This is a genomic window from Alteromonas hispanica (genome assembly GCF_010500915.1).
GTDB classification, from domain to species: domain Bacteria; phylum Pseudomonadota; class Gammaproteobacteria; order Enterobacterales; family Alteromonadaceae; genus Alteromonas; species Alteromonas hispanica.
The window spans coordinates 224,309-238,955 of record NZ_JAAAWP010000006.1 but is presented as its reverse complement, the minus strand read 5'-3'; the positions used below and the strand labels follow the sequence as shown (position 1 = coordinate 238,955).

The 14,647-nt window shown below is 40.9% G+C and carries 11 protein-coding genes; 4 read left to right on the top strand and 7 right to left on the bottom strand.

The genetic code is table 11. From position 1 onward, the window contains the following. Nucleotides 1–40: 40 nt before the first annotated feature. Complete coding sequence (locus GTW09_RS11440; RefSeq protein WP_338024950.1) at nt 41–832, top strand: hypothetical protein; 792 nt, start codon at nt 41–43, stop codon at nt 830–832. 6 nt (nt 833–838) lie between these two features. Here the strand turns inward: GTW09_RS11440 and GTW09_RS11435 are convergent, their stop codons facing one another. Together GTW09_RS11435 and GTW09_RS11430 are read right to left on the bottom strand one after the other, a co-directional pair. Then, on the bottom strand, nt 839–1,693 hold the full coding sequence (locus GTW09_RS11435; RefSeq protein WP_163111990.1) for a transporter substrate-binding domain-containing protein: 855 nt from the start codon (nt 1,691–1,693) through the stop codon (nt 839–841). Nucleotides 1,694–1,768: 75 nt separating this feature from the next. Beyond that, nucleotides 1,769–2,422, bottom strand: a complete 654-nt coding sequence (locus tag GTW09_RS11430) for a hypothetical protein (protein WP_163111989.1) — start codon at nt 2,420–2,422, stop codon at nt 1,769–1,771. A 410-nt stretch (nt 2,423–2,832) separates the two neighbouring features. Here GTW09_RS11430 and GTW09_RS11425 point away from each other — a divergent pair, with 410 nt between their 5' ends. Next, on the top strand, nt 2,833–3,336 hold the full coding sequence (locus GTW09_RS11425) for a hypothetical protein (RefSeq protein WP_163111988.1): 504 nt from the start codon (nt 2,833–2,835) through the stop codon (nt 3,334–3,336). A 383-nt stretch (nt 3,337–3,719) separates the two neighbouring features. Continuing rightward, nucleotides 3,720–6,260 carry a DEAD/DEAH box helicase gene (locus GTW09_RS11420; RefSeq protein ID WP_163111987.1) on the top strand — a complete coding sequence of 847 codons (2,541 nt, stop codon included), beginning with the start codon at nt 3,720–3,722 and terminating at the stop codon, nt 6,258–6,260. A 63-nt stretch (nt 6,261–6,323) separates the two neighbouring features. On the opposite strand, the gene GTW09_RS11415 is transcribed toward GTW09_RS11420, so the two are convergent. Then, nucleotides 6,324–7,481: a replication endonuclease gene (locus GTW09_RS11415; RefSeq protein WP_163112036.1), complete on the bottom strand. Its 1,158-nt coding sequence runs from the start codon at nt 7,479–7,481 to the stop codon at nt 6,324–6,326. A gap of 276 nt (nt 7,482–7,757) precedes the next feature. On the opposite strand from GTW09_RS11415, the gene GTW09_RS11410 reads away from it, so the two are divergent. Beyond that, on the top strand, nt 7,758–9,419 hold the full coding sequence (locus GTW09_RS11410; RefSeq protein WP_163111986.1) for a DUF262 domain-containing protein: 1,662 nt from the start codon (nt 7,758–7,760) through the stop codon (nt 9,417–9,419). A 195-nt stretch (nt 9,420–9,614) separates the two neighbouring features. Here the strand turns inward: GTW09_RS11410 and GTW09_RS11405 are convergent, their stop codons facing one another. The 4 genes from GTW09_RS11405 to GTW09_RS11390 form a co-directional block, all read right to left on the bottom strand. After that, a complete protein-coding gene (locus tag GTW09_RS11405) occupies nt 9,615–12,197 on the bottom strand; it encodes a DEAD/DEAH box helicase (RefSeq protein ID WP_163111985.1) in 2,583 nt (860 codons plus the stop codon). A gap of 27 nt (nt 12,198–12,224) precedes the next feature. Further along, nucleotides 12,225–12,854 (bottom strand): class I SAM-dependent methyltransferase, encoded by a 630-nt coding sequence (locus GTW09_RS11400; RefSeq protein WP_239059359.1) that lies wholly within the window; start codon nt 12,852–12,854, stop codon nt 12,225–12,227. Between the two features lie 167 nt (nt 12,855–13,021). Then, the gene (locus GTW09_RS11395; RefSeq protein WP_163111983.1) at nt 13,022–14,233 is read right to left on the bottom strand and encodes a type II toxin-antitoxin system HipA family toxin; all 1,212 of its coding nucleotides are present in this window, start codon (nt 14,231–14,233) and stop codon (nt 13,022–13,024) included. Beyond that, nucleotides 14,223–14,471 (bottom strand): helix-turn-helix transcriptional regulator, encoded by a 249-nt coding sequence (locus GTW09_RS11390; RefSeq protein WP_071978217.1) that lies wholly within the window; start codon nt 14,469–14,471, stop codon nt 14,223–14,225. Before GTW09_RS11390 ends, GTW09_RS11395 begins: the two co-directional genes overlap by 11 nt. Nucleotides 14,472–14,647: the final 176 nt, after the last annotated feature.

Sequence of the window (14,647 nt, the reverse complement as noted above, 5' to 3'; positions counted from 1 at the left end):
GTAAAGCAGAAATGGGTGACTAAAAACAGGCGGTAAAAGCATGAACTACGAAAAATATTACGAGCCGCTGGTAGCCGTAAACTCTTCAGACTTTAATCGCTGCTTTTACTGTGGCTGCGAAGCTAATCATACCGACTACATTCCTCCTATATCCTTTATTCACCACTGGCGCGATGCAAATAGCGAAGCAGAATTTATTGCCGTTCCCTCCTGCAATGAGTGCTTCGATTTACTGAAAAAGAAAAATAACGGCACGTTGCAAACCCGTTTCGATGTTTTAAAAGCATTGCTTGAAGAGAAATACAAAAAGGCTATAACGGTATATAACATGTGGAGCCCAGAAGAGCTGGAGGAGATGGACAAAGCGTTTCAAATTAGCTTAAGCGCGGGCATAAACTTAGGCAAAGAAACTGTGTCGCGACTTAAATTCAATGGTTTCGACTACGAAATAGGCGGCAGCATTACCCGAGTGGGCAAAGCTCCAGACAAGCTTTACCAAGTATTTGACCAAACCTTTGAAAACTTCAAATTAGCACTAGAGTACGCCAGCAGTACCTATCAAATTAAAAAGGGCCGTTTAAGCGAGTTGTACTTTGAAAACGGTGAGAGCTTCGATAAAGCGATAGAGGCGTTTCATCGCTCGGTGGAAGCGCGCAGGTTATTAGACGCAATCGAGAAGCCCTGCGAAGCTTTTGCAAAGCAATACAATCAGAACAGAAACCTAGTTATTCGCGAGGTAAAAAAATATTTGCGAGCCGATGAAAACCTAACGGTACAAGAGGCGTTAGATAAATTTTATGTCTTAAGGGTGAAAGAGTTGCGCAGAGATTAAAGAGGCCTATTGTAATTCCTCGCTACTACTCCCATCAAAAGGTGTTTCAAAAACGCCTTTGTTTTTTGCGTAGCTGAGAGCTTCGCTGAATGATTCTGCTAAATCCGAATGTACAGAGTGTTTAGACAAAGCAAGGTACACCTTTCTGTCGTCTCTTATTGTATAGTTTTGCTGTAAAATTGTGTCTGTTAAGCCTTGTTCATGTAGCAAATAGTTGAACCTTTGTTCAGAGCCAACAAACGCATCAATGCGCTTATTAAGCAATAAATCGATAAGCTGCATGTGTGTATTGGCTTCAACTTTCGCAAAATTTGTGGCCTTATCAAATTCAGGGAAGTATAGGCTATGACGTAAAAGGCCGACAATTAAGCCATCAAGGTCGGCAAACTCATTAATTGAGATAGATGAACCCGCTCTCGCGAAAAAGGTTTGAACACTGCCTGGTGCAACAGGAGGTTCGATAAAGTGCAAAAACTCTGCTCTTTCGGCGCTGTACGTTAACCCAACAAAAACATCTACCAGCCCCTTTTCAAGTAACACAATACAGCGAGCAAACGGGCATTCCACAAACTTCAAACGCATGTTCAGTTGCTCGGCAACTATTTTCATAGCTTCAACATTCATTCCAGCTGGTGGCTTGCCTTCTGACAATATGGAGTAGGGAGGGAAATGATTTATTGCAAAGCGCAAAACGGGTTGGGTATTAGGCCATTTTACTTTATTTGCATCAGTTTGATGCGTGGGCTCAGCATTAATGTGTGTTTCACTAGCAAGCCCGAAACTCACAATCGCTAAAAAGAAAAACATTGTTGCCTTAAATACCATACACGCTCCACCGAAGCTCTCACGAATTAACTGCATTCGAATAATTTTACTTCGTATTTATGAGTATATCAGACTATACAAATCCTTTGTGCCGGCAACCTATAATTTAATTCAGTCGACAATAACCACAACGGCAGAGTGGTAGGTAATACTTAACGGGCCGCTGGTCACAAAGCGCTTAAACTCTGGGTTGTCTGTTCTATACAGCGTAACTTTGGTTGACGCCATAAAGCCAAGGGGTAGCGGCAATGGGTGGGTATCAAAAGAGAAGTTATACATTACGTATGCGCGAGCATCCTCAAAGCGCAGTTCGTAGGCAAAAAGCTGGTTAGCTACATCTACCTCATAAATGCGCATATCGGCGCGAGCAAGTGGGCCATACTGTTCAATAAAAGAGGTAAGCGTTAACACATCAGCACTCATTGTGTTTGATGGCGGGCTGGGTAATACCGTTACCGCCTGTAGCATTTCGAGCAAGCGTCTTTCGCGGCCCGATAGGCTAGAAGATAAATTAGACGGTAAGCCAGCGGTTAAGTTAGCAGATGAACTAGCAAGTGCAACGCAACCTTGCTCTGTAATCTTTGTGGGTTCAGCGGTGCTCTCTTTAGCAGCAGTCTCTTTAGCGACAGCCTCTTCATCAACAGCCTCTTCATCAAAAACAGGCTTTTCATCGCCCAGAGCGTTAGTTAATGCTTCATGCAGTAGTGCCACATCTCGCTTATCGCTATTTACCGTAAAAAAGTTGCACAAGGCGTTGTTCCACACGCTACTACGCCACGGCTCGGTATAGCCTGGCTTAGTGTTACTATGCTGGGTTTGAAAAAACCAAATAGCGCCAGCTAGTGTGCATAGTAGTAAGAAAAATATCAGACTTTTTTTGATAACAGCCTCGATTGTTTGAGTGTGCACAATTTGTGGGTTATGAAATTATGGGTGTTAAGCTTTAGGTAATAGATTAAAAGTTGTTACGAACTTGGGGGAGAAAAGGGGTATTTCCGATAAACATGCTAACAGCGTTATTTCTGCAGGGTATAACATTCCACTATTCAAATGGCTTGTTGAGCCTAGACTGCCCATTGCATATTGCTAGTTTTTAATTACAAGCAAGCAGCGAAAATGCGTACTATCAAGCATTAATCGGATACACAGAAAAGCAGGATAATTGGAGAGCTAACGTGGTTTACCGAGCGATTATTAACGCCTTTATCGACAACATTTCCCATCCACGGTTTTATCGGTCTATCGAAGATATCGCTATACGGCTCAATGCGGTAGACCCTGCAGTGCTATTTATGATGGCATGCAGCGAAAATAATGTGGCTCAAAAATCAACAGGCAATGAAAACAATATAAATAGCATTGCCTCAGCGGCAAAGCAGATTCTGGGTTATGCGCTTACCTCTGCTGGTTACACAGAAGCCATGATTGCTGAAGACTTTGAAATAATGAAAAGCAGACGAAGCAATGGGTTGTCTCCAAGTGAGCAAATATTACTGGAACAGCTCACTTTGCTTAATTCCCTTATAAACAACGATATCGATTTTAACTTCTTGGCGGTTTGCTTATTTTTGTATAAAGAGCAGCCCGATGCGTATAGTAAACAAAGCGTAAGCCTGGATGTAAAAAGTAATACGGCCACAAAAAGATTGATGTGTTATGTAAAACAGAGGCTGGGGTGAGAGAGCACTGAAAAGTTCTTGTGTGCTTTCTCGGAACGAAGTGAAAAAAGTATTCTGCCCTAGTTCAGTTGTATAAAGCTCAGCCCTCCGGAGGCAAAGGTCATAGGTTCTAATCCTATCGGGTTCGCCATTTATAAGGGGCTGTAGCCTGATTCATTTATCCGAAAAACTCCCGTTTTGAAATATGTAGCAAATATGTAGCAGCTTGACGCTTATTTTTTCTGCTCTGAAGACGTGTCTATTTAATTATCACTGTCATCATCAACTCTTGCTGGTGTACGCTCTTACGATTATGACTCTAGTGATACTGTCAGTTATCCTGTTCGAGTACTGTTATTACTTGTGATAACATTTTGAGTATAAAATTTATCAAAGGATTGAAAATGCCTATCAACTTCAAAAAGAGAACCCCGAATAAAGGCGCAGAGAGAAAAACACACCCTAGAGAAATATACGACACACTTGACAGGCATGCGAATAAAGGCCCTCTCAGAGTTCCGGTACAAAACACTATTCTTGATGAATGGTTCTCGGATCGAAAAGACCAACGTGACGTAATACTAAAGTTACCTACAGGAGAGGGGAAAACTTTGATCGGTCTGCTCATTTTGCAGTCAAAGATAAACCAGAAGAAAGGAAGCTGCTTATACGTTTGCCCAAACAAATACTTAGCTGCTCAAGTTCGAATTCAAGCCGATGAATTTGGAATACAACATTGTGATATAACCGCTCATGGCTTGCCAGAAGACTTTATTAATGGTGAGAAAATACTTATTACCCATGCCCAAACCATTTTTAATGGTCGTAGTGCAAACTTTGGTATAGGCCGCGATTCTGTAGAAGTAGAAAATATCTTACTAGATGACGCGCACAGCTGTATTGAAGCTATTAAAAGCGCTAGCAAGTTTAAAATTCCTCGTAGTTCTGATTGTTACCATGAATTGTTACAGCTGTTTGGAGAAAGCCTGGCTGGTCAAGGGGCTGGTACATTTGCTGATATTCAAAATGAATCTCGGAACGCTATTCTAGCAGTGCCTTATTGGGAATGGGAGGCAAAACAAGATGAGGTAGTCCAAGTACTATCAAAGTATAACAAAAGTAAAGACAAACATGTTTGGTTTGTATGGGAGCTATTAAAAAATAACCTTAGTAATTGTGTTGCTGCTTTTTCTGGTATGGAATTGGAAATATCCCCACGCTTATTGCCAATAGAAATGTTCGGTACATTTGATAAGGCATCACATCGTGTTTTTATGTCCGCAACTATCTCAAACGACTCATTTTTTATACGAGATCTCGGCTTAAAAAGAGAAGTAATAGAGAATCCTCTGACGTTTGAAAAAAAATGGTCAGGCGAAAAAATGATACTGATTCCCTCATTGATAGATGGGACTTTGACTAGAGAAGAGATCATAAATTGGATCGGGCAATGGGGAGAAACAAATTATGGTGTAGTAGCCATTACCCCAAGTAATTGGCATAGAAAGATATGGGAAAGTATAGGTGCCCAAGCTGTAGATAAAACGAATCTTATAACGGAAGTAGAAAAGTTAAAACAAGGCAAATTCCCCCATCCTTTAGTAATGGCTGCAAAGTATGATGGGATAGATCTACCAGACAATATGTGTCGTATTCTCGTCTTGGACTCACTACCAATCACAGAAACAATTTCTGAAAAGTATCTCGAACAATGCGTCCCGAACAGTACATTCACTCAAATCAAAACTGCTCAGACAATCGAGCAGGGATTAGGTCGCGCTGTAAGAGGGGAAAAAGACTATTGCGTTGTTTTAGTGCTTGGGAACGATTTAGTCAAACAAATACGCTTCAAGGGCTCTCGACCATTTTTATCCCCTCAGACAAGAAAGCAAATTGATATTGGGTTGGATTTAGCTAAATTCGCACGTGAAGACATGGATGAATCGAAAGGTTATATCCACATGCTTTTGTCTGTTATAAATCAGGGGCTTGGTCGAGATGAGTCATGGAAAGAGTTTTATGTGGAAAGCATGAATGCTATCAATCTAGATGACGGCAGATCAACGCGAACGAGTGACGAAATGCTTATTCAAGAGCGAAAGGCTGAAATTTATTTCTCTGATGGAAATTATGATAAAGCTGTCGAAGCTATTCAGAGTCTTCTGGATCATCACGCAGATAAGATATCTAAAGATGAAAAAGGGTGGTACCTACAAGAGATGTCTAGGTTTTTATATGCGAAAAACCGAGTGGACGGCATGGCTATGCAGGTAAACGCTCATCGCACAAATAAGCGTCTTTTTTTACCGCCGGATGGGTACCAGGTTACAAAAATAGATCTGAGAGCTCATGAACGCCTATCAAATATTAAGAGCTTTATTGGGGAATATGCTGACTTTGAGGATTTTCTTGTATACATGGACGAAGTTTTTTCTCGTTTGGAATTTGGCATAAAGGCTGAAAAGTTCGAAAAAGCTATTGACGAACTGGGAAAATTGCTGGGCTTTAACACTGAAATGCCGGACTCAAACTGGAAATCCGGGCCTGATAATTTGTGGGCAATTAAAGACGGTGAATATCTTTTTATTGAATGTAAAAGTGAAGTGCTTTTAACAAGAGCTGAAATTCAGAAAGAAGAAACAGGACAGTTTAACAATAATATTGCTTGGTTTAACCGTTTCTATCCAGGAGCAAAAGTTTCTTACACTATCGCTATTCCTACAAAAAAAGTAAAAGCAAATACAGGATTCAACGAACCAGTATCGGTATTAAGGCAAAGGGGGCTGAAGAAGCTCGTTAGAAATGCTAGGTCATTCGTTTTAGGATTTAAAAACAGTGACCTAAAAGGACTGTCTGACGAGATGTTACACCAAAGCATTGCCCAGCATAAATTAAGCTCAGACCTCTTAGTCGAAGAGTATTTTGAACCTGTTCAATACATTTAAAGAATAAGACTAAAGTAGTTAGTACACTTATTTACAGAACTCCAAGTAAAAGCATCTGAGCCGCTATGCGGCTCTAGTGTCACGATTTTCCAAGCGCCATTCGTGAACTCTAGTAATCACTTCCTTTTCGCCTAGCTTTATCCCTCGAAGCGAGATAGAAACTACATCATCAAAGTAACTTTGTTTAAGTTCACCTGTTCCTGTATCACGCTTTTCTTTGTAAAGAGGGCGAATAGCTTGGTCGTTACGTTTACAAAACACGCCACCCATAAGTTTTACAAAGTCTGCCCACTTGCCTTTATCCGCTGCTTCGAAAATATCAGAGAAGAGTTCAGTTTCGTTGCAAAGCGCTTTAAGTCTTCTTAGTTCGCGCCACACAGTAACAGCCCCTGGACCTAATTGCTGAAACTGACGTATGCCCCAACAACTAGCCCATGCTTCCACACGTTGCGCTGCTTCAATTGCGTTGCCGCCGTCAATATCGCTATCTAGATTCGCACCGTTAACGTTTTTACTTACATATTTAGCAATGTAGCCCGTTGCACTGCCTCTTGAATAATCAATATCTTTAAAATCACAACGGTTTTCCTTAGCGCCTGCTTCATCGCCGTCTTCTCTTAGCGCGTAGTGTTCGATAACGTTTTTAAACTCGTTCGCTTGGTGCTGTTCTAGGAAAACAAGCATGTGCCAATGTGGTGTACCATCATGTTGCGGTTCAGCAATGCGGAAGCCGTATAGCTTAATATCCTTACGGTTTAAATCGGCGCGAACAAGCGCCCACATATCATTTAAATACTGCTGCGCTTCATAAGGCGTTGAACCATCCCACTTGGGATTTCGGTCTCCAGACTTAGCATATGTATTGTGAAAGCGGGAAGGGCAAGTAATCGTTACAAACAAGGCTTTGTGGTTTAGCTCTTTAGCAATATCCTCGTAACCAGCCATGCGTGTCATAAGTTCATTTTTACGATTAACAGGGTTAGATACATTTTTATCTGACAATTCAGCAAGCGAAAACGACTCATTATTTTCGTTAACGATAACGAGATTTTCGAGCATTTGCCTTTGCAGTTCTTTTTGAATTAAGCGATGTTTTACAGTGTTATCACTACAGTACTTTCCTTTTCTACTGTTTACCTGTCCTAAATGAATTTGCACTTTTTCTTCTGTACGGCGTAGTAGTTTCCGTAATTTCCGAAGCCACCAGTATTTGTCCTGCATTCTTTTTAGGTTGAGCACTCTTCGATCACTTTATCTCAACTAATAAAATGACCGATAGTAAGTTAAAACATTGTAAAGGCTAAGAAAATAATGGTAATTCTTAATGGTTTTGATATTGTTCTTCAGCTAAATCTTTATAACCTTTCTAGGCGGATAAATGTAAAACTTAATACAGTCAAGAGAGTTTAAGGACTGGCACTAAATACTTCTTGGTGCAAACCAAAGATAACTAGAATTACAAGTGGCTCAAGCTCAAATAATTAATGGATACTGAAAATGGAAGCAAAAGAATGCAAAGTTCAGGACATACTCACTGAAAACAAAAGGTTCGTTATACCTCCTTATCAGCGGCCCTACAGTTGGACGCCAGATAACGCTTATCAGCTTGTAGAGGATATTTACCAGAGCTTCATTTCATCTGAAAAAGAGTATTTCATCGGAAGTATGATTTGCATTAATAAGGGTGATAATTTATATGAGGTAGTGGATGGGCAGCAGCGCTTAACTACACTTAATATTATCGTATCTGAGTTAAAGACACTGATAACACATCAGGGTGTAAAAGACGATCTTCAAAAAAGAATTCTGCCGATAGATGTCTATTCAGATGAGGCTGACGAACCACGCCTACTAGTAAGAGAAAAAGAGAGAGAACTTTTCAAGTTTTACCTTCTACAAGGTAAGAAAGAGTATAAGCCAGAAAAGCCTACATCTACACAGCTTCTATTTATCGATAACTCAACTGCAATCAAAGAGTTTTTGGTTAAGTTCGACGAAGTCACTTTAAAAGGGTTTGCTAAGTATATTTTACAAAATGTTTTTGTCGTTTTCGTTCAAACGAACGATATAGCTTCCTCGTTCAGGCTATTTAATGTTCTCAATAATCGCGGCCTTCCCCTTGGAAACGCAGATCTCTTGAAAAACACTCTTTTTGAATACGCTTCGTCTAATAACAAAGACGCAGTACAAATCGAAAATGCATGGTCGCAGATCGAAGACTTAGTTGGTGTGAGCAGAATTGATAAATTTCTATCGTTACACAAGTTGTCGGAGAAATTAGACCGCGATAGAGTACTCGAAAAAGGATTGGAGTCCTTCATTTTTAATTTAAATGAAGAGTATGGTGGAGATCCGGTCGAGTTTGCACTTATGCTAGTCGGCTCAGCAAAAAACTTCACTAAAATTGAGGATGTTGATTTCGAGCATCCTGGTATTAGAAGAAGAATTTTTTCTTTAAGAAACTTAAATACAGATGAATGGTTACCGCCACTTTTAGCATTTCTGAATAGAATGACACGCAAAGAGAGTTTGGAATTATCACAATTCGCAGATTTTCTTGAGGCATTCGAGAAGGTTTATATGCATGGGTGGCTCAAGAAACAGGTTAAAAGCCAACGTGAAAAAGTATGTTATTCAGCGTTAGTAGCTATTAATAATAACCTCGATTTTTCCGATATTATAAATCATGTTTTACAACATGCTGATAATGAGGGAGTGAAGGCTGCTCTTGATGAGGATTTATACGAACCAAGACCTAACCAAGTAAACTTAATTAAAGCTCTATTATTGAGAGCTGACGTGGAACAACAGGATGAAAGTGTTCTTAAAACTTATACAGGCCGAATTACTATCGAGCATATCGTTCCTCAGAAGCTTGCTAATCAATATTGGAAAGATAGATTTGATACTGAACAACATGCCTTATGGCTTCACAAACTGGGAAACTTGACTCTGATAAGCGGTTCCAAGAACTCTGAGGCGCAAAACAGTGATTTCATAAAAAAGAAAACAATCTATGAAAAACTCAACAACCGAAGTTCTTTCGATATCACCAGGGACCTATGCAGAGAAGATGACTGGAATCTTGAGCGCTTGAAAACTCGCCATCAAAGGTTAAAGCAGTTGATTCAGACAGTTTGGCTAATTGACAATAAATAACTTATTTTGCACTGCGCATAGGCTCTGTAACTCTATACCTAAGCACGAACCTAATATACTTACTTCTGTTACCGTAGCCTTTTTTAAAAATTGAAGCCCTAGTGCCCAATGATTTACTTCACAAATTTTCTAGGGGGCATTCCGACTGCCCCTGCAATCCCCCACTCTTTGACTTTTAACCTTAAACTATTACAACTAGACGCTTTCAAAGACTTCAGTTCTGAACGCGCCAGCCTCAATATGCTTATCGAAGTAACTTCTCCCATCTTCAATCATCTGCTCTCTAATCAACTCAACATCGCCAATTTCAAGCTTTTCCCATAGAAAAGCATCAAATGCCAGCTTGTCCAAATCCTTGGCGTGGTACATAAAGCTTTTGCGCTCAAACTTCTCGAATGGATTTTGTAAAATACTTTTCGTTAGCAACTTCTTGTCATTCAAAAATTCTGGGTTGTTTAGCGGGCTATTACTCTTTTCTGCTTTTCCATATTTCGCTAATAGGCTCTTATAAAACGCCTGATAGTCATCTCTAAGCATTGGAAGAGAGACTTCTCCTGTCTTGTCGGCATGCTTTAGCATTAGCAGCAGAAATATAATTTTGAATGAGAACGTGTAATCACGCTGCTCCAAGAATTCGAAAAAGTCATCTCTTCTTGTCGTTTCACTCCGTAATTTTAGGTTTTTCTCATTGCGTATTTCATCAACTCTGTCTTGTTTGTAGTAGTTGAGTGTTTTATTGCCAAACGGCAATTGCTTGTCTGGTAATACACTTTGGTTTTTCACCCAATTTTTTACTGTGCCAGTAGAAACGAAAAGCTCGCGGGCGAGTTGTTCATCGTTAATAAAGTCACCAAATTCTTCCTCAAAATTAAATAATTTGATAGGCCGAAGGTTACGTTCGTGTTCGTATAAGTGGTCTAATATTATTTCTTCGCCCACAGGGGCTTCGTTTGGATTGAAGACATCAGCAAAAGGTCTGTAATCACTCAAATTAAATATGCTGTGTAGGCTCCATGGCTGAAGTGCTGCCGAGCCATAGCTATCAACAACGTCAATAGCGTATAGCGCCTCTTTGCCTGGGTGATTTCGTGTTCCTCTACCTAACTGTTGCATATACAACACTTTAGACATAGTGGGTCTCGCCATTACAACAATTGAAGTATTCGGTGCATCCCATCCTTCATTTAACAAGTCGCAAGCACACAAAAACCTGAGCTTTCCTTCTTTGTATTTTTTAAGACCCTCTCTACTCGTCGCAGAAACTGCCTCTGCGCTAATCATGTGCTCATTTAGGAGTACAGCAAGTCTTTTGGCGTGTTTCACATCTACGCAGAATATTACGCCTTGCAGTGCAGATAGAGACTGGCCGGTATCGGAATCTACCTGATCAAAATACTTAGAAATAACATCAACGATAAGTTGGTCGCGGGAGGGCAGTATTACGCTTCTGTTAAGGTCGCTTTTAACAAATTCTTTTCCGTTAAATCGTACTTGTGAAAAATCAATATTACTCTCTAATCGAAAAGCGCGTATAGGCGGCAATAGCTTTTGTTTAATAGCCTCTTCCAACGTCATGTTTAACTGATATCGACCAAATATTTCAGCTAAATCTTTCTGGTCTAATCGCTTATCGGTTGCAGTACAGCCAAGCAGTGTTTTCGGATTGAAATGCTCTAGTACCCTTTTAAGGCCTTGAGCTGGCGCATGATGTGCTTCGTCCACCACAATATAATCAAAATGATCCGATGAGAGAGAAGAGAAATGGCGCTGTATTGCTTGTGTCGTCTGTACGATAACATCTGCTTTCAAATCGGATATATCAGAGGAAGTGATCAGGGAATGGTCGCGTTCTAGAAATCGTTCTTTTGTTTGCTCCCGCAAGTCTTTAAATGGAACAATTACTAATGCGCGTTTGGCATTTCCCAAACGGCGCTGCTCACTATAGTCCGCGATAAATACTTCTGTTTTTCCTGTGCCTGTTGGAAGTACCAATAGGAAGGTGCTCTTTCCCTTTGCTCGTCCATTTTGAATATCTTCAAGTGCGGCTTGTTGATGCTTAAAAAGCGAAAAGCTTATGTCTCTAAATTGATTTGCGGATGGTTTTTCACAAAGCGTTCCTTTCTGACCAAAGTAGAGGCGCATTTGATCTGCAAATTTTTTTTCGTCCGACATTCCAGCATTCGACCAACGATATACTTTGATGCCGTCTTTCATTAAAGAATTTTGTTTAAGGAGTTGGGACTGATACTTTTTTCTGGATATAACTAATGGATGATGGAAAGCTTCGCCATTAAGCTCGATGGCTATTTTGGCGTTAGTGGTTTTCAGCAAGTAGTCTACATAACGACTTTTCCCAACTAAGTCTACGTACTGATGCTCTCGTTCTAGAGCATGTAGATATTGTGAGCCATAAACCTGTTCAAAGAGACTTTCAAAGTTGTATTCGGGCCTTGTTGGATCTATCTCGTTTATCTGTCTATCGGTTCCAAATTGTCTAAAATCATATTCGTCGTCAATCTCATCTAAAATTAGGGCAACGTGCCTTCTATTTTCAGGATCTTCATCATCAATAAACCTATATAGTCTGGCAAATTTGTGCATAAGCATATTTTGCCACCCAGTGTATTCGTGGTAGGGATAGCTAGGTTTATTCTCACCGTATAAATGTGTATCTAAAATTATGCCGGTTTCTTGTTCTGCATCGGTGTATAAGAGTGAAGTATATTGCGAGTTAATGAGTTGAAAGCCTTTACTCTCCAGTAATTTCGAAAGACTCATTAACTTCTACCTGTAAATAAATAATTACTAGCTGTCATTTCTTCCCTGTTTCATCAACTCAACCGTCACCCACTCAACATCACTTCGCTGTAACCCATCTTTACTTGGCACTGGGTTTAAATTGCGAGCCGTTAAACCATTTTCTGCCGCTAATGCTTGCAGTTCCTCATAGCTAACTGGGTACATAGGCCGTTCTGGGTCACTTGGTCCATAGCGCAGGCTTATATACATGCGGCCAGTGTTAGAAAGCAGTTCGCTTAAGCGTTTTATAGCTGCTGGCCTTACTTCGCTGGGCAGGTGCATCCATACGGCAGAAAGCAAAATAAGGTCGAAGTGTTGGTGTTTGTGTTGGTGTGGGGTAGGTAAATTTGCCAGCGCGGGTAGGGCGGCGTCACACCAAGTCACTCTTTCGTTGGAATGTTGCTTGGCTAATTTCAGTAATGCTTCGGCAGGCTCTGTTGCAGTTACTTGCCAACCTTTTGCGGCCAGCCAATTAGCGTCGCGCCCACTGCCTGCGCCAACGTCTAATGCAGTAGTGGGCTGTGTGTTAGCAAGTGCTTGTTCAAGGTAGCCATGCACACTGTCTGCACTTATCGATTGATAAAGCGAGTAGTAGTGTTCTGCGTTAGCACTGTAATGGCTAATGGTTGTTTTCAATACTAAAAATCCCTCTTTGTATGCAGTGCAGGTGTATTTGCGCGCCGTATGCATTTGCTGATTTGGCCGCTTCCTAACTACAAACTAGCATACCATTAATACCCTTTAAGGTAAGTGATAAGTGGGAATCCAAAAAAGGTAAGTTACCAGTCTGCCCGCATTATAGTTTATTCATACTTTTTCTTCTTATCATGTCGATAGACACTATATACCTGCTGCTTAGCCATAGTGTCACTTACATGCTTTTCTATCGACTCCTTTAATCCTGCCATAAGAGAAACCTCATTCATTGATGCAAGGCATTCGAGAATACCCTGGGCTATGTTATCAACCTTATCTGCAGCAAAAGAGCGAGATACCCCTGCATTAAAGGCAAACTCGATTAAATCCCGCCTCGTAGGGAAAGCTTTGCTCTTGCGCATTTTCAGTGCCATTGCGTTATCAATGGTTGGATATATGAGCGTATGAGTAACGTCATACACTGGGCTGAGTTTTACATTTGACTGGTTTGTGTCGTATTGCAGTGAGAAATTTTTAAGGTGCGCGTCTCCGTTTCCAATCAAGCAATTGAAGGCTATAAGCGCGAACATCTTGTCCGTCTCTTCAGGGGAGTGCGTATTGCGCAGTGTGGCCCTCATTATATTCTCATAGCTGCCCAAGTACTTTTGGTCGCCCGGGCGCCCCATGAGCGTGGCGTAGTCCTCGATACCCATTTTATTTCCGTCATTATCGACGTCGAAACGTTCTACCACGTAGTGCTGTAAATCATCGGATAGCCATACTTTAGGAGTTTCAAGGCCACAATATTCAGCGCATTTCATACACACGAACTCGTTCACTGTCAGCAGCGGGAATTCATCATCATAGGTTTTAACAATAAGGTCTTTTTGTAAGAGAGTTGAGCGGGATACCACCACCTTAGGCTGAACGCCGGATGCCATACCATTTAGGTAGTAACGATCTAACAGTTGTGGAAATAAACTTCCCTTGCCTGACCAGTGCAGTATGTCGTTAATGGCGATGGGCTCAGGCTCTGACAACGCAATCCCCGCATTATAGGATAAGTGGCCTATGCCTTTGTCGCCCATGAGCGCCAACAAATACATATCATCAACATTAGCGTAGCGGATAAGCTTTTCAGAAATATACCGGCGCAAGTAACCCTCAGGCAGATTCTGCGTGAATATTGGATGCAGTGCACCCCGCGTATACGGCTCAACTTGATATGGCATCGTTAGGGATACCGGAAAATCCTCATTGGTATACGTATAGTTAAACTGAGCTGTCCGATTTAAAGTACCAGAAGGTTGCCCGGCCACATGAACCTTCATCTGTCGAACCCTTTCAGGCAGGCTTGCGAGAATTGAATCAGTCGTCATCGTAAATAGACTCCAGTTCATCTAATGTCGGCCGACGCTTAATAGGGGTGGCTGTTAACTCTAACCCCATCAGAGTTAAGTAACGCTCAAGCAATTGTAATGACCCTTGATAACGGCCATTCTCAATTTGCGAAATCCGGGGGCGTGCTGTTTTGAGTTTGTTGGCAACGTCGTCTTGGCTCATCCGGTGACGTTTTCGTTCTGCCTTTAACTGATTACCGATAGATTCTCTGCTCATTATCTGCACCATAAATGTATCTATATATGAACAAATAGCACTTTTACACAATTATGTACATATATAGATACATAAAATTGATTGGGAAGGAGATTTATTTCTGCGCTAATCATTTACTAACCTTTCTCGCCTAACCTTAAAAGCTATACAAATGATAACGATTGCTATTTACATTA